This is a genomic window from Cupriavidus oxalaticus (assembly GCF_038900635.1).
Classification (GTDB): Bacteria; Pseudomonadota; Gammaproteobacteria; order Burkholderiales; family Burkholderiaceae; genus Cupriavidus; species Cupriavidus oxalaticus_B.
Window position 1 is genome coordinate 22530 of the sequence record NZ_JAYMRX010000023.1, and the last position, 17635, is coordinate 40164.

The following is a 17635-nucleotide window of genomic DNA, read 5'->3' on the forward strand; positions in this document are numbered from 1 at the left end:
TAGGCTATCGGCCTTGGCCGCGCCAGCATCGCGGCAGATTCCAGGAGACATGATGAAGACAGTACTGGTGCTCAACGGGCCCAACCTCAACCTGCTCGGCACGCGCGAGCCGGCCGTGTACGGCAGCGAGACGCTGGCCGACGTGGAACGCATCTGCCAGCAGGCCGCGCAGCGGCTCGGGCTGCGGGCCGAGTGCCGGCAAAGCAATCACGAAGGGCAGTTGATCGACTGGATCCACGAGGCGGGCAAGCTGTGCGCGAGCGGCGAGATGGCCGGCGTGGTGCTGAACGCGGGCGCGCTGACACATACCTCGATCGCGCTGCACGATGCCATCAAGGGGGCGTCGGTGCCGGTAATCGAGTACCACGTCTCCAACGTGCATGCGCGCGAGGCGTTCCGGCACAAGTCGTGGATTTCGCCGGTGGCGGTGGCGGTGATGGCGGGGCTGGGGGTGAAGGGGTATGGGCTGGCGGTGGCGGCGCTGGCGCAGGTGACGGGGGCAACGGCGCAAACAGATCCGGCGTAAGCGCTGCCCGGCCGCCGTCGCATGTCGGCGGTTTGCTCCCCTCTCCCGCGTGCGGGAGAGGGGTCGGGGGTGAGGGCGGGCCTGCGGCAAGCATGACAGCGCATCACGCGGTGGATGCGCCGGCCCTCACCCCAACCCTCTCCCGCAGGCGGGAGAGGGAGCACACCCGCAGCGATGGATAGGCTTGCGCTGCGCCCTCAAAACTTATGCCTCACCCCCGCCATCACCCCCAGCCGCGTCTTGTTCCCATACGTATTCCCGCTGTTCACAAACGCCGCTCCGCTGTTCAGCGCAATCCACTGCCCCTGCAGGTGGGTGTAGTCCACCTCCACATACACGTCGGTGCGCTTGCTGAAGTTGTAGTCCAGCATGCCCGCGGTGGTCAGCCGCTTGCCGCCCTGCCCCGCGTGCCGCAGCCAGTCGTACTGGAACGTGCCGATAAACGCCAGCGCATCCGTCAGGCTGAAACGCGTGCCGACATAGCCCACGTTGTTGCGATAGTCCGCCACGTCAAGCCGGTTGTTGGTATAGCCCAGGTAGTATTGCGACCGCGCCGCCTTCCACGTCCCGCCCAGGCCCCACACGGTCTGCTTGCTCGCCTGCGCCGCCGGCACCGCGCCGAAATAGGCCGAGGTGACGTTCTGCGTCTGCTGGTAGACCGCGCCGATTTCCAGCGGTCCCGAGCTGTACACCAGTGACCCGGCCGCCGCCGAATTGGTCTTCATGCTGCCCGGCACCTCGCCGAAGGTATAGGCCGCCGCCACCTGCAGGCCGCCAAAGCTCTTGATGTACTTGAGCGTGTTGTCGTAGCGCAGCCCGGTGTAATTGCCGCCCTGGTAGCCGACGATGGAGTTGTTGGCAAAGGCCATCGCCTCGTACGACGACAGCACTTCATGCGCCAGCGTGTATTGGCGCCCGAGCGCGAGCTTGCCGTAAGGGCCGTCGTAGCCGACCACAGCGGTACGCCCGAACAGCCGTCCGCCCTGCTGGCTGGTCCCCGTGTCGGGCGAGAAGCCCGACTCCAGGATGAACCACGCCTTGTTGCCGCCGCCGATATCCTCGGCACCGCGGATGCCCCAGCGGCTGCCGGTCAGCACGCCATCGGTCATCTGCGTGCGGCTGTGGCCGGCCGCGTCTTCGTTGGTACTGTAGCGGATGGTGGTATCGAGCAGCCCGTAGAGCGTGACGCCACCGGAAGTCTGGGCGACAGCGGGCACGCTGCCCGCGCCCAGCGCGAGCAGCGCAATGAGTCGTTTATGCATCGGAGTGTTGTCCCGGTCTTTGTTGTCGTCGCGCGGCACGAGCAGTGCCGCCGGGGGAATGTCGTCAGACGGCGTCAGGCACCTTGCGCGGCGCGAGGAAGAACAGCCACGTCAGCGCGATGAAGTAGGCGCACGGGATCATCGTGAACAGCACCGCATAGTTGTTGTTGGTCGCGGTCAGCACATAGCCCACCAGCTGCGTCATGAACATGCCGCCGATCGCGCCGATCATGCCGCCGAAGCCGAACACCGAGCTGATCACGTGCTTGGGCGTGTAGTCCATCACCATGCTCCAGATATTGGCGGTCCATGCCTGGTGCGCGCCGATCGCCACCGAGATCGCGGCCACGGCCATCCACATGCTGCTGGCACCGGCGGCCATCACCACCGAGGTGATGCACACGGCAAAGACCAGCATCGACAGCAGCCGCGCCCGCACCGCCGGCATGCCGCGCGCGATCAGCCACGACGACAGCGCACCGCCGCCCACGCTGCCCACGTCCGCGCACAGGTAGATCACGATCAGCGGAATGCCCATCTGCGTCACGCTGATGCCGAGCTGGTATTGCTGGTTGAGGAACGGCGGCAGCCAGTACAGGTAGAACCAGAACACCGGCGCGGTGATGGCATAGGCCAGCGCGAAGGCCCAGGTGCCGCGCATGCGCAGGATCTGCCCATAGCGGATGCGCTGGGCCGGCGGATCGGTGTCGCGGGTGACGTGCGCCAGTTCCGCGGCGGTGACGGTCGGGTGCTGCTCCGGGTTGTGGTAGCGCGCGAACCAGAACGCCAGCCAGATCGCGCCCAGCGAAGCGATCACCAGGAACGCGGCCTGCCAGCCCCATGCCTGCAGGATCAGCGGCAGCATGATCGGCGTCAGCATCGCGCCGACGTTGGTGCCGGCATTGAAGATGCCGGTGGCGATGGCGCGCTCGCTGGCCGGGAACCAGATGCGCGTGGTCTTGACGCACGCCGGGTAGTTGGCCGCTTCAGACAAGCCCAGGAAGAAGCGGCAGATCATGAAGCCGACCGCAGACGCCGCGAACGCATGCGCGCCGCAGGCAATGCTCCACAGCAGCACCGCCAGCGCAAAGGCGCGCTTGACGCCGACCAGGTCGATAAAGCGGCCCTGCAGCGCAAAGCCGATGGCATAGCCCACCTGGAACCAGAAGTTGATATTGGCGTAGTCCTGCGCGGTCCAGGCCATGGCCTTGGCCAGCACCGGCTGCAGCACGCCCAGCGCGGCGCGGTCCACATAGTTCAGCGTGGTCGCGAAGAACACCAGCGCCAGCATGCCCCAGCGCACCTTGCCGAAGGCAAAGGCGGCGCGCACCTTGTCGGCGAGCGAGTTGCCGAACGCGGAAGCCGCGGGCAGCTCCTTGTGAGTCGTTGTCATGTTGTCTGTCTCCACCAATGGATAGGAAGTCTTGCTTGCCGGCGTGCCTTTGTATGCTGGCCTGCGCGCGGCTTGATTCAAGGGCGTGCGCCCCGGCCTGTCGATGCGTCAGTAGCGGATCCGCGCCACCTCGCGCAGCGCGTCGGGTGTGGCCGTGCCGTAGCCGAAGAACTCCAGGTAGGCCGGGATCATCTCGAACAGCATGTCTGTGCCCACCTGCACCTTGCAGCCGCGGGCCAGCGCGGCCTGCAGCAACGGCGTGTATTCCTGCTTCATCACCACCTCGCCGACCATCGCGCCGGGGGCGATGCGCGCCACGTCGAACGGCAGCGGATCGCCGGGCTGCATGCCCAGCGGCGTGGCATTGACCACCACGTCGAAGCCCGCCGGATCGGCCGAGCCGGTACTGACGCGCAGCGCCGGGTAATGCGCGGCAAGGCGCTGCGCCAGGGCGCGCGCCACCGCCTCGCGGGCGTCGAACAGCGCCAGCTCGGCCACGCCGGCCGCCGCCAGCGAGGCGGCGATCGCGCTGCCCACCCCGCCGCTGCCCGACACGATGGCGCGCGCGCCTTCCAGCCGGCAGCCCTTGCGCCGGATGCCGCGTACGAAGCCCTCGCCGTCGAACTGGTCGCCGACCAGCGTGCCGTCGTCGCGCCGCAGCACGGCGTTGCAGGCGCCGGCGATGCGGGCGGCGGGCGTCAGTTCGTCGACCAGCTCGACGGTGGCGACCTTGTGCGGCATGGTCACCAGCGCGCCGCGGATATTGGTCAGGCGGAACAGCGCCGGGAACACCGTCGCGTAGTCGTCCGGCTTGACTCCCATCGGGATCACGGCGGCGTCGATCCCCTGCTGGTCGAACCAGGGGTTGTAGATCATCGGCGCCTTGAACGATTCCGTCGGATAGCCGATGTGGGGGATTAGCGTGGTCTTGCCGTGGATCATGGTGTGCCTGGGTTCCGGTGATTCGCGCCACCCGGACTCCGGCATGCGTGGCCTCTGTATCGGGCCTGGCAGGGAGACGGGGGCGCGTCGTTGACCGGAGATTAGTAGCCGCCTCGCGCACAGCCAACTGTCTCATATTGCACTTTGCGCGATTAATGAACGCACATGCGCGATCAAGGCGCCGAATACGGGTTTCTACGAGTCGCTTGCGAAGGGGGGCAACGCGCGGGATGCCGCGATGCCGTTGCTACTATCGGTCGTCGCCGCAAGGCCAGGCACCGCCCCCGCAATACCCAGAGAGGAGCCAAGACTATGAGCGCCGCACCCGCCTCTTCCCCGCGCGCCGATGATGTCCAGCCGTGGGACAACCCGCTCGGCATCCGAGGCTACGAGTTCATCGAGTTCGCTTCGCCAGATCCGGCCGCGCTGGGCCGGACGCTGGAACGCCTCGGCTTTGCCGCCATCGCGCGGCATCGCCACAAGGCGGTGAAGCTGTACCGGCAGGGCGAGATGAATTTCATTGTCGACGCCGAGCCGGATTCGTTCGCCACGCGCTATGCGGCGCGCTATGGCTTGTCGATCTGTGCGATCGGGATTCGTGTCGACGATGCGGCGGCAGCGTTTGCGCGAGCGCTGGAGGCCGGCGCATGGCCATTCGAGGGCGGCACGGTGGGGCCGATGGAGCTCAATATTCCCGCCATCCAGGGGATCGGACAGTCGGTCCTGTATTTCATCGACCGCTGGCGTGGGAAAGAAGGCCGGCCGGGCGATGTCGGGGATATCTCGATCTACGACGTGGATTTCCGGCCGCTGCCGCCAGCCGGAGACATGCCCGACGCCGGCCTGCTCCGCGTCGACCACCTGACCCAGGCGGTCGATCCCGGCCACCTGGAGGAATGGCTGGAGTTCTACCGCAAGGTGCTGGGGTTCCGGGATCTGCGCAGCGGCGGCGACTCGCACGTGCTGGTCTCGCCGTGCGGCAGCATCCGCATCCCGCTGTACGAGAAGGGAACGCCGCGCCACGACCAGATGCGGCATTACCTGTCAGACCAGCACGGCGAAGGCATCCAGCACATTGCGCTGGCCAGCGGGGACATTCTTGCCTGTGCCGCGGCACTGGCGAACCGTGGTGTGCAGTTCGTTCAGCCGCCGCCGGCTTACTACGATTCCTTGCCGGCGCGCGTGCCAGGCCATGGGCTGGACCTTGCCGCCCTGCAACGCTACGGCATCCTCGTCGATGGCACCGGCCCTCGCGAGCGCTTCCAGCAAGCCTTCCTGAAACGCGAGGCGGGCGAATTCTTCTTCGAGATCGTCCAGCGTGACGGTCATCAGGGCTTCGGCGAGGGCAACCTGCCGGTACTCGAGGCGCTGTCGACGCGCTGACACCCTGCGCCGCCGCGTAGGCGCGGCGCCTTCCTTCCTGCTTTCTTCCCCCTGCGCCGGCTCCCGTGCCGGCGCTGTCTTGCCTTCTCTCCCCCCATTACGGACGCGAAAGTGGCTTATAAGTCGCTTTCATGCATATTTGTCTCATTTTTTTGATTATTTCATTCCGTAAACCAAAACTTCTTATTGACGCCGGCCAGTCTTCCACCTACATTTCGACCAACGCATCAATTTTCCGGAACTTACCGTTCCACTTTATAACACCCCAACCAGGAGACACCCGCCATGCGCGACCTCGAAACCACCAAGCAGCCCGCCGTTTCCGGTGGCTCGGCCGCCGCGAAGGACAGCCAGGTTCCGGCTGGCCCGCAGACCATGACCCCGTCCGAAGCCTTCGTCGAAACGATGGCCGCCAACGGTGTGACCGACATGTTCGGCATCATGGGCTCGGCCTTCATGGACGCCATGGACATCTTCGCGCCGGCCGGCATCCGCCTGATCCCGGTGGTGCACGAGCAAGGCGCCGGCCACATGGCCGACGGCTATGCCCGCGTGTCCGGCCGCCATGGCGTGGTGATCGGCCAGAACGGCCCCGGCATCTCCAACTGCGTGACCTCGATCGCCGCCGCCTACTGGGCCCACAGCCCCGTGGTGATCGTCACCCCCGAAGCCGGCACCATGGGCATCGGCCTGGGCGGTTTCCAGGAAGCCAACCAGCTGCCGATGTTCCAGGAGTTCACCAAGTACCAGGGCCACGTCACCAACCCCGCGCGCATGGCCGAGTTCACCGCGCGCTGCTTCGACCGCGCCAAGGCCGAAATGGGCCCGACGCAGCTGAACATCCCGCGCGACCACTTCTACGGCAAGATCACCGCCGAGATTCCGAAGCCGCAGAACCTTGATCGCGGCCCCGGCGGCGAGCAGAGCCTGAACGAAGCGGCCGAGCTGCTGGCCAATGCCAAGTTCCCGGTGATCATCTCCGGCGGCGGCGTGGTGATGGCCGACGCCATCGAGGAATGCAAGGCACTGGCCGAGCGCCTGGGCGCGCCGGTGGTCAACAGCTACCTGCACAACGACTCGTTCCCCGCCAGCCACCCGCTGTGGTGCGGCCCGCTGGGCTACCAGGGCTCGAAGGCCGCGATGAAGCTGATTTCGCGCGCCGACGTGGTGGTGGCCCTGGGCTCGCGCCTGGGACCGTTCGGCACGCTGCCGCAGCACGGCATGGACTACTGGCCGAAGAACGCCAAGATCATCCAGATCGATGCCGACCACAAGATGCTGGGCCTGGTGAAGAAGATCTCGGTGGGCATCTGCGGCGACGCCAAGGCTGCCGCCATCGCGCTGACCCAGCGCCTGGCCGGCCGCACGCTGGCATGCGACGCCAGCCGCGATGGACGCGCTACCGAAATCGCCAACGAAAAGGCGGCCTGGGAGAAGGAGCTGGACGACTGGACGCATGAGCGCGACCCGTACAGCCTCGACATGATCGAAGAGCAGAAGCAGGAACGCACGCCCAACGGCGGCCACTACCTGCACCCGCGCCAGGTGCTGCGCGAGCTGGAAAAGGCCATGCCGGAAGATGTGATGGTGTCCACCGACATCGGCAACATCAACTCGGTGGCCAACAGCTACCTGCGCTTCGAGAAGCCGCGCAGCTTCTTTGCGGCGATGAGCTGGGGCAACTGCGGCTACGCCTTCCCGACCATCATCGGCGCCAAGGTCGCGGCACCGCATCGCCCGGCCGTGTCGTATGCCGGTGACGGCGCCTGGGGCATGAGCCTGATGGAAACCATGACCTGCGTGCGCCACAACATCCCGGTGACCGCGGTGGTGTTCCACAATCGCCAGTGGGGCGCGGAGAAGAAGAACCAGGTGGACTTCTACAACCGCCGTTTCGTCGCGGGCGAGCTCGACAACCAGAGCTTCGCCGAAATCGCCAAGGCGATGGGCGCCGAAGGCATCGTGGTGGATCGCCTGGAAGACGTGGGCCCGGCCCTGAAGCGCGCCATCGACCTGCAGATGAATCACGGCAAGACCACGATCATCGAGATCATGTGCACGCGTGAACTGGGCGACCCGTTCCGCCGCGATGCGCTGGCCAAGCCGGTGCGGTATCTGGACAAGTACAAGGACTACGTCTGAACCTGAGCTTGCCCGGGTCCCTCGCCTGCAACCGGTGTGCTCCCTCTCCCGCTTGCGGGAGAGGGTTGGGGTGAGGGCTGGCATGTCCACAAAGTGAACCGCTGCCGTGCTTGCCACAGGCCCGCCCTCCCCCCCGGCCCCTCTCCCGCACGCGGGAGAGGGGGGCCAACCACCGGCATAGCAAGGGCTTCGGCCCTTTCTTCATTTCTGAAAGAAGAACCATGAAACCCATCCTCCGCATCATCGACCGCGCCCGCGCCGCCCCCCGCCGCATCGTGCTGTGCGAGGCCGAAGACCCACGCATCCTGCAAGCCGCGCAGCGTGCCACGCAGGAAGGCATCGCGCGCATCGTGCTGGTCGGCAATCCGCGCCAGATCAGCGCCGCCGCTGCCATCCACGGCATCGCGCTGGACGGCATCACGCTGGTCGACCCCGCCACCTCCGCGCTCACGCCCTCCTTCGCGCAGCAGCTCTACGCATTGCGCCAGAAGAAAGGCATGACGCTGGATGAAGCGAAGCGCGCGGTGCTCGACCCGCTGTGCTTTGCCAACCTGATGGTGCGCCTCGGCCACGCGGACGGCTCGGTCGCCGGGGCGGAACACACCACCGCCGACGTGGTGCGCAACGCCATCCAGCTGATCGGCCTGGCGCCCGGATTCCGGCTGGTGTCGAGCTTTTTCCTGATGATGCTGTGCGAGCCCTTCCATACCCTCAAGGGCGGGCTGATCTTCTCCGACTGCGGGCTGGTGGTCGATCCCGATGCCGAGGCATTGGCCGATATCGCCATGGCCGCCGCCGACAGCGCGCGTGCGCTGCTGAACGACGAGCCGCGCGTGGCGATGCTGTCGTTCTCGACCAGCGGCAGCGCCCACCACGCCGCCGTCGACAAGGTGGTGGCCGCCACCGAGCGCGTGCGCGCGCAGCGCCCCGGCCTGGCCATCGATGGCGACGTGCAGCTCGATGCCGCCATCGTCGCCGAGATCGCCGCGCGCAAGGTCGCGCATTCGCAGGTCAACGGCCGCGCCAACGTGCTGGTGTTTCCCAACCTTGAGTCAGGCAATATCGGCTACAAGCTGGCCGAGCGCGTCGGCGGCGCCAAGGCCATCGGGCCGATGCTGCAAGGGTTGAGCAAGCCCGCCAACGACCTGTCGCGCGGCTGCAGCGCCGACGATGTGTTCCATGTCATCGCCGTCACCGTGGTCCAGGCGCAAGCCACCGCGGAACAGGCCAGCAAAGGCGAGCAGACGGCGGCATGAAAGCGGAATTGTTGTTGCCGCTGCTGGGGCTGCAGGCCCTGCTCGGCGCGGGTACCTATTTCCAGACGGTGACCGGCTTCGGCCTGGGCATGATCGTGATGGGCGCCACCAGCGGGCTTGGGCTCGCGCCAGTGGCCACCGTTGCGGCCGTGGTCAGCCTGGTGACGCTGGCCAACAGCGCCTGCGCGCTGCCGGGCAAGCTGGAGCATATCGACTGGCGCGCCGTGGGCGCGGCCGCGATCGGCATCCTGCCGTCGGTGCTGGTCGGCGTGCTGGTGCTGGAGTACCTGAGCTCCAGCGCGGCCACGCTGCTGCAGCTGCTGCTGGGCGCGGTGATCCTGTATGGCGGACTCAGCGCGGCCTTCCGGCCGGAGCCGCTGCCAAGACGCTCGGGCGACGGCAGCTTCTTCATGAGCGGCGTGTTCGGCGGGCTGCTGAGCGGCATGTTCGGCGTGTCCGGGCCGCCGCTGATCTCCCAGTTCTACCGGCAGCCGATGAAGCCGGTGGAGATCCGCTGCGCGCTGATCCTGGTGTTCACCATCACGTCCAGCGTGCGCACGCTGTTCTCGGCGTGGCAGGGCCAGCTCGATGGCGCGATCTGGCTGCAGGCCGCGTTCGGCGTGCCGGTGGTGGTGGTCGCCACGCTGCTGGGGCGGCGCTTTCCGCCGCCGTTCTCGCCGACCACGACGCGGCGCGTCGCGTTCGGCGTGCTGATCGGAATCGGTGCCAGCCTGATGCTGCCGGCGCTCTCGGCGTGGCTGCGGTAAGGGCGCCGGCAGCGCCCTCCGCGCGCGTTCAGGCGACCGTTCCCGCGGGCTGCGCCAGCGGCGCGGCGTCTTCCTGCTCCCCGCTGCCGCCGGCCTGCCCGAGATCCATGCCGGTGGTTTCCGGCAGCAACACCGCGGCGACCACGACCATGGCATAGCCAACCCCGGCGACGATCGCGATCGCGATCGGCAGCGAGGTGTGCCCCGAACTCAGCCACCCGACCGATAGCGGGAACAGCGAGCCGATCACGCGGCCGGCGTTGTACGAGACGCCATAGCCCGTCGCGCGGATATCGTTGGGATAGGACTCGGAGATGGTCGCCCCGATGCCGGCGAACACGCCCTGCATCAGCACCCCCAGCGGGAAGCCCAGGAACAGCATCGACGTGTTCGACACCGGGATCACCATGTAGACCAGCGCGGCCACGAACGCTCCCGCCGCGAACACGATGTAGGTCAGCCGCCGGCCCCAGCGGTCAGTGGCGTAGGCTCCCGCCACGTAGCCGACCAATGAGCCGATGATGGTGACCGTCAGGTACGAGCTGGTGCCGAACACCGACAGGCCGCGCTCGGTCTTGAGAAAGGTCGGCAGCCACGTGGCAATGGCGTAGTACGCCCCCAGCATGCCGCCCGAAAGCAGGCTGCACAGCAGCGTCTTCGACAGCAGCGGCCCGCGGAACAAGCGGCCGAGCCCGGCCAGCGCAGAGCCTTGCCGGCCCGCCGCGCGGCTCTTCAGGAAAATCTCCGGCTCCTCCAGGTTGCGGCGCAGGTAGATCACCACCAGCGCCGGCAGGATGCCGAGGAAGAAGCAGACGCGCCATGCCGTCTCCGTGGGCAGCACGCTGAAGGTGATCGCATACACGATCGCCGCCGCGCCCCAGCCGAAGGAATAGCTGCTGGCGGTAAAGCCCGAGTATTTGCCGCGGTGCGCCGGGTTGCGGATCATCTCCGTCACCAGCACCATGCACAGCGACGACTCGCCGCCGAAGCCCAGCCCCTGGATCATGCGGAACAGCATCAGCTGCTCCGGCGACTGCGCGAGTCCGCACAAGAAGCAGGCGCCCGCGAACACGATGATGGTCCAGCGCAGCACGCGCACGCGCCCGTAGCGGTCGGCCAGGATACCGGCGCCGATCGCGCCGACCAGCGACGACACCAGCGTCCACGTGACAATGGCGCCCGCCGTGGATTTGCTCATGCCCCACTGCCCCAGCAGCGTGGAGATGAGGAAGGAATAGATCATGAAGTCGAACACGTCGACGGCATGCCCCAGGAACGCGCCATAGAATCCCTTGCGCTCCATGCGCGACAAATCACGGAACCAGTCGAACATGATTCCCTCCCCAATGGTGATGTGTGGTTGGTTGTGGTGGTGCGCCGGCTAGGCGGCTGGCCGCGGCGGCGGCCGGCAGGCATGGCCCGCCTGCTCCAGCAGGCTGGCAAAACGCAAGGCAGTGAGATCCTGGTAGCGGCCGGCGACGATCTGCACGCCGACCGGCAGGCCGCCGGTACCAGGCCCGAGCGGCGCGAGCGGCGCGACGGCCGAAGGCAGGCCGCACAGCCCGGAATGGCCTGCCCAGAACAGCTGCGTGGTCATCGGCTGCGGGCGGCCGTTGACGCTGATGGTGCGCTGCCAGGGCTCGCCCGCCTCGTCAAGGACAAAGGCCGTGGTGGCCGCGGCCGGGCATAGCAACACGTCGTAGCCGTTGAAGAAGCTGCGCCAGGCGGCGGCAAAGCGTTCGCGCGCGACCTGCAGCCGCAGCCAGTCGCGGTGGCTCAGCGTCGCGCCGGTGTCCTGCAGGGTGGCATAGCCATGATCGCCCGCCGCGGCGGTGGCGCTGCGGGCCAGCGCATCGGCAAAGGCGGCGTCGTCCATGTGCACGGAGGTGGTGGCGCGCAGCAGCGTCACGTAGACATGCCAGAGCTCGCCGGCGTCGAAGTCCGGCCGCACGTGCCAGTCGACGCGGGCGCCCTTGCCGGCCAGCCAGTGCCCCAGCTGCTCGATCCGCCCGGCAACCTCGGCGTCGGCTTCCGCCTGGGCATGGGTCGGCAGCACGGCAACGCGGAAGTCGGCGAGCGAGCGGTGCGGGCAGTCCGGCAACTGCAAGCGGTATGGCAGCGCTTCGTCACCGGCCGGGCCAGCGATCGTGCGCAGCACCAGTTCGAGGTCGCGCGCGCTGCGGGCCAGCGGGCCGGCGACATTGATGTCCTGTTCCCCGAAGCGCGCCGCGCCGGTGCCGTGGCCTGCCAGCGGCACCAGCCCGTGACTCGGCTTGAGCGAGAAGATGCCGCAGTAATGCGCCGGGTTGCGCAGCGAGGAACCGATGTCGGAACCCACGTCGAAGAACGACAAACCCGCGCAGACCGCCGCGGCGCTGCCGCCGGACGAGCCGCCCGGCGTGCGCGAGGGATCGTGCGGATTGCGGGTCGTGCCGTAGATGGCGTTGTAGCTCTGCCAGTCGCGCAGCCCGAGCGGGACGTTGGTCTTGCCGAGCAAGATCGCTCCGGCATCGCGCAGGCGTTGCACCACCAGGGCATCGCGCTGGGCGATGTGCCCGCGCAAGGCGGGATTGCCGCAGGTAGTCGGCCAGCCGGCGACGTCGAACGATTCCTTGACCGAGAACGGCACGCCATCGAGGACGCCGCGCGCCTGCCCGGCGCGACGGCGCCGGTCGCTGTCGCGCGCCGCGGCGCGGGCGGCGCTGAAATCCGACAGCACCAGCGCGTTGATGACGCCGTGCCATTGATGCCAGGCCGCCTCGCAGGCGTCCACGAGTTCCTCCGATGAAACCGTGCCGCCGGCGAGCCGTTGTGCCACCTCCCATAGCGGCGGAAAGCCGCCGGTTGTCCAGTCGGGCAGGTTCACATCGGCTCCTTGTCGTTATCCGCGCGGTTCGGCACGGGTGGGGCTTTATCAGGGGCTCAGAGATACTGCGATTGCGTTGGTATACTATATTCCGAATTGCGCGCAGTGCAAGGCGAATGTGCGCGAGGGCACCGCTGGCAGCGCGAGAGAACGACTATGCGGGAAAGGACGGCTCGCAGAACGCGTGCCAGGAGGAAAAACCCAGAAGGGGCGGCGCAATGCGCCGCCCGGTCATTCAGGCCGGATCAGCAATGGCCGCGCCGCGGCGCCCGGCCGCCCAGCGCCTGGAAGAAGCGGCCGATATCGCGCAGGCGCAGCGGCACCAGCGGCGAGGCGTGGCGCACGGCGTCGCGCGCTGCAAAGTGGCGCAGCAGTTGCTGGCCTATAGGTTGCGAAAGATAGCGTTGCTCGGGCGACTGCATGGCAAATCCGAATTGACGTTTAGTGCCTACAGTATACACATATTGGTGCAGTGCGTCATGCGAGGGCATGCAATGCCCTGTTGCCGGGCATGCAATGGCAACGCGAAAGGGGCAAATACCAGGGGATACCAGCCGGGCGCGGGCAGCGCCCGGGGCCGCAGCCTTTCGCTCAGGCCGCCTGCGCCGCGCCCTGCCCGCTCACCGGCAGGTCGGCCGCCTTGGCGGCGCTGTAGACATGGCGCGCGGCCAGCAGCGCGGCAAGGTCCGCGTCGCCGGCGATCACGGCCTGCAGGATCTGGGCGTGCTCGTCCCAGTTCTGGCGCGCCCGCACCACGTTGGCGGGGCCGAACAGCACCGCGGTGCGCTCGCGCAGCGAGCGCATCATTTCCTGCAGCACGCTGTTCGCGGCGATGGTGCCGAGCACCTCATGGAAGCGGGTATTGAGCGCGAGCAACTCATCCGCGCGGCCCTGCGCGGCGGCCTCCATGCCCTGGCGCAGCACCGTTTCCAGTTCCGCCACCAGTGCCGGGTCGCGCCGCTGCGCGGCGAGCTTGGCGTTGAGGCCTTCCAGCGTGGCGCGCACTTCGACCATCTCGCGCGCGATCACGGGCGACAGGCTCGCCACGGTCGCGCCGCGGCGCGGCTCGATCAGCACCAGCCCTTCGCTGGCCAGCGCGCGCAGCGCCTCGCGCACCGGGATGCGCGACACGCCCAGCTCCGCCGACAGCTTGTTTTCCACCAGCCGCTCGCCTGGCGCGTACTTGCCGTTCAGGATGCCTTCGCGCACCTTGTCGGTGACAAGGGCGAACAGCGGCGAGTGGCTGGCACCGAGGCTCAGCGGCTCGGCGGGAGACGGAGTGAGGGACATGGGTCGGCAGAGGCGTAGGCGGAAAGGCTGGCGTCATTGTATACCAGCCGATCCTTGCATACCCTATGTCTTAACAAAGGTGCTGGAAAGTAAAGCTGTCAGCGTAGATGTGATCCGGGCTGGCCCCGCGCACCAGGAAAGCGGCACGGGCGTCACGGATCATGTCGGGCGAGCCGCACAGGTAGATGGCGTGTTCGCCCAGGTCGCCAGCGCCGCCCATGTCGGCCAGCGCGGCGTCGTGAACGTGGCCGCGCCTGCCCTGCCAGTCCGCCCCGGCGCGCGACAGCACGGGGACGTACCGGAAGTCATAGAGCCGTTCGCCCCACCCGGCGATGTCGTCGTGCAGGTACAGGTCCTGCGCCTGGCGCATGCCCCAGTACAGCGACACCGGCGGGCAGTCGGGATCGTCCATCAGCGATTCGAGGATCGCCTTGATTGGCGCGAGGCCGGTGCCGGTGGCCACCATCAGCAGCGGCCGGTAATCGCGGGCGCGATAAAAGAAGTTGCCGAGCGGCAATTCGACGTCGATCGCGTCGCCGGCCTTCATGCGCGGCAGGATGCCATCGGTGAAGGCGCCGCCCGGGATGCGGCGCACGTGCAGGTCGACGCGCCCGTCGCGCGGCACCGAAGCCATCGAAAAACTGCGCGCGAGCCCGTCGGCGCTCAGCAGCTTCAGGTACTGGCCGGGGCGGTAGTCGAGCGTGCCGGCGTCCGGCACCTCCAGTTCGACGTGCATGACGTCCGCCGACAGCGGACGCACCGCCTGCACCACCGCGCGGTGCCGCGCGGGCTCGGCGCAGGCCTGGTCCTCGCGCGCGGTGCTGATGACGAGGTCGGCCAGCGGCTGCGCCTGGCAAGCCAGCGCGTAGCCGGCGGCGGCTTCGTCCGGCGCGAGGCCGAACGGTTCCTCGTCGTAGCGCACCTGCCCGTCGAGCAGGCGGATGCGGCAGGTGCCGCAGCCGCCCAGCTGGCAGTCGTGCGGCAAGGCGATGCTGGCGCGCTGCGTGGCCTGCAGCAGCGTCTCGCCGCGCTCGACGAAAAAGACCTGCTGCGTTTCGGCGATCTGGATGCGGTACGACATGGAACCTCCGCTGAGACTGACTTGGACTTACTTCTTGATGTCGGCCTGCACCAGCACCTTCAGGTCCTGCGGCGCCAGCAACTCGGCCAGCGCCTGCAGCGCCGCCAGCCCGGCCTGCGTGTCCTGCTCGCCGTTGCCGCCGGACAGGCCGATGCCGCCGATCACCTCGTCGTTGACCACGATCGGGAAGCCGCCGACAAACGCCGCGAACTTGCCCTCGAAGCTCCACTGGATGCCGAAGGCCTCGTTGCCCGGCAGCGCCGGCCCGTTGGGCGGCGTGGTGAACAGGTGGGTGGAGCGCTTGTGGCCCGCGGCGGTAAAGGCCTTGTTCCATGCGATCTGCGGCCCGGTGATGCGGGCGCCGTCCATGCGCTCCAGCGCGAGCGGGTAGCCGCCCTCGTCGACCACGCAGATCGACTCCAGCACGCCGATTTCCTCCGAGCGCCGGATCGCGGCGGCAACCATGTGGCGCGCTTCGCGCAGTTCCAGCTTGATGGCTTTCTTCATCGGTAAGACTCCTTGTTACGGCAGGGCTCAGGCGCCCCGGTAGACCGTCTTGACCTGCGTATAGAACTCCAGCCCGGTGCGGCCGGACTCGCGGAAAGTCGAGGTGCTCGACCGCTTGACCCCGCCGAACGGCGCGTTGACCAGGTTGCCCGTGGTGGTGCGATTGATCTTGACCGTGCCCGCCTCGATGTCGGTGGCGAAATGGTGGATGTAGCGCGGGTTGCTGGTGACGATGGCCGCGGCCAGGCCGTACTCGGTATCGTTGGCCCTGGCGATGGCGTCGGCGTAATCGGTGAAGCCGATGATGGCGATCACAGGCCCGAAGATCTCCTCGCGCGCGATCCGCATCTGCTGCGTTACGTCGGTGAATACCGTCGGCGTGACGTAGTAGCCCTTGTCGAAGTCGCCGCCGGTCAGGCGCGCACCGCCGCACAGCAGCGTTGCCTCGGACTTGCCGATGTCGATGTAGCGCAGCACCGTTTCCAGCTGCTTGTGCGAGGCCAGCGGCCCAAGATCCATGCCCGGCGTCATGCCGCTGCCGACCTTCAGCGTTGCGACCTTCGCGAGCAGGCGTTCGGTGTATGCCGCTTTCACGGATTCGGCCACCAGCACGCGGCTGGTGCCGGTGCACGCCTGCCCCGACAGCGAGAAGCCGCCCTTGATGGTCAGGTCGACGGCGCGGTCGAGGTCGGCGTCTTCCATCACGATCAGCGGGTTCTTGCCGCCCAGTTCCATCTGCGTGCGCGTGGTCAGCGGCGCCGCGCGATGGATCTGCTCGCCGGCGCGAGACGAGCCGGTGAACGAGATCGCGCGCACGGCCGGCGCCTCGGTGATGGTTGCGCCGATCTCGGTGGCGCTGCCGGTGATGAAATTCAGCACGCCCTTGGGCAAGCCGGCCTTGATCAGTGCCTCGGCCAGCCGGTAGCCCGACAGCGGCGCCTCGGACGACGGCTTGAACACCACCGTATTGCCGGTCACCAGCGCCGGTGCAATCTTGCGCGCGGGGATCGACACCGGGAAATTCCACGGCGCAATCACCGTCACCACACCCAGCGGCTCGCGCTGGCTGTAGACGAGCTGGTCGGGGTCGTCGTTCGGATACACCTCGCCCGTGAAGGTCTGCCCTTCCACCGCATAGAAGCGCAGCGTCTGCGCCGAGCGCAGCACCTCGTCGCGCGCCAGCGCCAGCGCCTTGCCTTCCTCGCGGGTCAGCTCGGCGGCGATGCTGTCGGCGCTGGCTTCCAGGTGCTCCGCCGCGCGGTTGAGGATGGCGGCGCGCTTGCCGACCGGGGTCTTTCTCCAGCCGGCAAAGGCCGCCGCCGCCGCGGCCACGGCCGCCTGCGCGTCGACCGCGGACGACGCCTGGAAGCGGCCCACGATGTCGGCGGTGTCGGCCGGGTTGACGTTGTCGAAGGTGCGGCCCGACTGGCAGGCGGTCCATTCGCCGTCGATATGGTTCAGGAATACGGTCATCGTCGATGCTCAGGCGGCCATGTCCAGTTCGGGCAGCGGCAGCTCTTTCTCGACGTAGTCGTGGTAGAGCGCCGTGGTGTACAGCAGCCGCATCTGCGCGCCGATCTCGCAGATCTTCAGGCAGCGCTGCTGCAGCTCGGGCGTGTTGGCGTGCTCCAGCACGATCTGGTAGCCGCGCTCGCCATGGATTTCGTCCGAGACGATATGCAGGTCGAAGAACTCGACCTCTTCGTCGGTGAACTGGTACTTGTCGCGCAGCGTCGGGGTCTGCTTGCGGTAGATCGACGGCACCTGCGATTCCAGCCCGACCACCAGGCCGGCCACCGCCACGATCGGGTCCTCGCGCATGGCCACCGCATAGCACCAGCTCTGCAGGCCGCGCGTGGTGGGCGACATATTGTCCGGGTCGATCACGCGCTCGCGCGTGGTGCCGCAGGCTTCGGCAAAGCGGATCAGCAGGTCGGTGTGGCGGTCGCCGCCGATCTCTTCCTCGTACATGTTGGCGAGCAGGAAATCCTTGGCTTCGGTGTAGCGGTCCGGCGTGCGGGCGTAGATGTAGCCCAGGTAGTCCGCGAACGGGCCGACGTAGTGATAGTGGTTCTCGGCCCAGCGCGCGAGATGGGCGCGGGTCAGCTTGCCGCTGGCCCAGGCCACGCTGAACGGCGCCTTGTTGGCGCTCTTGCCTTTGATGGCTTCTTCAAGGGCGGCACGGAAATCTTCGCGGTTCATCAGTTCGGCCATGACGGG

General features: G+C 67.7%; 16 protein-coding genes. 5 read left to right on the plus strand and 11 right to left on the minus strand.

What is annotated here, in order from left to right; all coding sequences use genetic code 11:
* Positions 1 to 52: 52 nt before the first annotated feature.
* Positions 53 to 526, plus strand: a complete 474-nt coding sequence (aroQ, locus tag VSR71_RS27450; RefSeq protein WP_342917014.1) for a type II 3-dehydroquinate dehydratase — start codon at positions 53 to 55, stop codon at positions 524 to 526.
* A gap of 197 nt (positions 527 to 723) precedes the next feature.
* Here the strand turns inward: aroQ and VSR71_RS27455 are convergent, their stop codons facing one another.
* The 3 genes from VSR71_RS27455 to VSR71_RS27465 all read right to left on the minus strand — a co-directional run bounded on the left by VSR71_RS27455 (position 724) and on the right by VSR71_RS27465 (position 4123).
* Positions 724 to 1788, minus strand: coding sequence for a porin (locus VSR71_RS27455; RefSeq protein ID WP_342916921.1), 1065 nt, complete (start codon positions 1786 to 1788; stop codon positions 724 to 726).
* 64 nt (positions 1789 to 1852) lie between these two features.
* Entirely contained in the window at positions 1853 to 3181 is a 1329-nt protein-coding gene (locus VSR71_RS27460) for an MFS transporter (RefSeq protein ID WP_342916922.1), read from the minus strand.
* Positions 3182 to 3289: 108 nt separating this feature from the next.
* A complete protein-coding gene (locus tag VSR71_RS27465) occupies positions 3290 to 4123 on the minus strand; it encodes a shikimate dehydrogenase (protein WP_342916923.1) in 834 nt (277 codons plus the stop codon).
* Between the two features lie 312 nt (positions 4124 to 4435).
* On the opposite strand from VSR71_RS27465, the gene VSR71_RS27470 reads away from it, so the two are divergent.
* From VSR71_RS27470 to VSR71_RS27485, 4 genes are all read left to right on the plus strand, one after another.
* Positions 4436 to 5506 (plus strand): 4-hydroxyphenylpyruvate dioxygenase family protein, encoded by a 1071-nt coding sequence (locus tag VSR71_RS27470; RefSeq protein WP_342916924.1) that lies wholly within the window; start codon positions 4436 to 4438, stop codon positions 5504 to 5506.
* Positions 5507 to 5881: 375 nt separating this feature from the next.
* Positions 5882 to 7648 carry a sulfoacetaldehyde acetyltransferase gene (gene xsc / locus VSR71_RS27475; protein WP_342917015.1) on the plus strand — a complete coding sequence of 589 codons (1767 nt, stop codon included), beginning with the start codon at positions 5882 to 5884 and terminating at the stop codon, positions 7646 to 7648.
* Between the two features lie 221 nt (positions 7649 to 7869).
* On the plus strand, positions 7870 to 8904 hold the full coding sequence (pta, locus tag VSR71_RS27480) for a phosphate acetyltransferase (protein WP_342916925.1): 1035 nt from the start codon (positions 7870 to 7872) through the stop codon (positions 8902 to 8904).
* Entirely contained in the window at positions 8901 to 9671 is a 771-nt protein-coding gene (locus VSR71_RS27485; RefSeq protein ID WP_342916926.1) for a sulfite exporter TauE/SafE family protein, read from the plus strand. Before pta ends, VSR71_RS27485 begins: the two co-directional genes overlap by 4 nt.
* Positions 9672 to 9699: 28 nt before the next feature.
* Here the strand turns inward: VSR71_RS27485 and VSR71_RS27490 are convergent, their stop codons facing one another.
* From VSR71_RS27490 to VSR71_RS27525, 8 genes are all read right to left on the minus strand, one after another.
* Positions 9700 to 11004 carry an MFS transporter gene (locus VSR71_RS27490; RefSeq protein WP_342916927.1) on the minus strand — a complete coding sequence of 435 codons (1305 nt, stop codon included), beginning with the start codon at positions 11002 to 11004 and terminating at the stop codon, positions 9700 to 9702.
* 48 nt (positions 11005 to 11052) lie between these two features.
* Positions 11053 to 12537: an amidase gene (locus VSR71_RS27495; protein WP_342916928.1), complete on the minus strand. Its 1485-nt coding sequence runs from the start codon at positions 12535 to 12537 to the stop codon at positions 11053 to 11055.
* A 245-nt stretch (positions 12538 to 12782) separates the two neighbouring features.
* Positions 12783 to 12959 carry a hypothetical protein gene (locus tag VSR71_RS27500; protein WP_342916929.1) on the minus strand — a complete coding sequence of 59 codons (177 nt, stop codon included), beginning with the start codon at positions 12957 to 12959 and terminating at the stop codon, positions 12783 to 12785.
* Between the two features lie 169 nt (positions 12960 to 13128).
* Positions 13129 to 13827, minus strand: a complete 699-nt coding sequence (locus VSR71_RS27505) for a GntR family transcriptional regulator (protein WP_342916930.1) — start codon at positions 13825 to 13827, stop codon at positions 13129 to 13131.
* A 70-nt stretch (positions 13828 to 13897) separates the two neighbouring features.
* A complete protein-coding gene (locus VSR71_RS27510; protein ID WP_342916931.1) occupies positions 13898 to 14908 on the minus strand; it encodes a 2Fe-2S iron-sulfur cluster-binding protein in 1011 nt (336 codons plus the stop codon).
* A 27-nt stretch (positions 14909 to 14935) separates the two neighbouring features.
* Positions 14936 to 15415: a GlcG/HbpS family heme-binding protein gene (locus VSR71_RS27515; RefSeq protein WP_013953475.1), complete on the minus strand. Its 480-nt coding sequence runs from the start codon at positions 15413 to 15415 to the stop codon at positions 14936 to 14938.
* A 27-nt stretch (positions 15416 to 15442) separates the two neighbouring features.
* Entirely contained in the window at positions 15443 to 16888 is a 1446-nt protein-coding gene (locus VSR71_RS27520) for an aldehyde dehydrogenase family protein (protein ID WP_342916932.1), read from the minus strand.
* A 9-nt stretch (positions 16889 to 16897) separates the two neighbouring features.
* Complete coding sequence (locus VSR71_RS27525) at positions 16898 to 17629, minus strand: TenA family transcriptional regulator (protein WP_115690573.1); 732 nt, start codon at positions 17627 to 17629, stop codon at positions 16898 to 16900.
* Between the last annotated feature and the right edge of the window lie 6 nt (positions 17630 to 17635).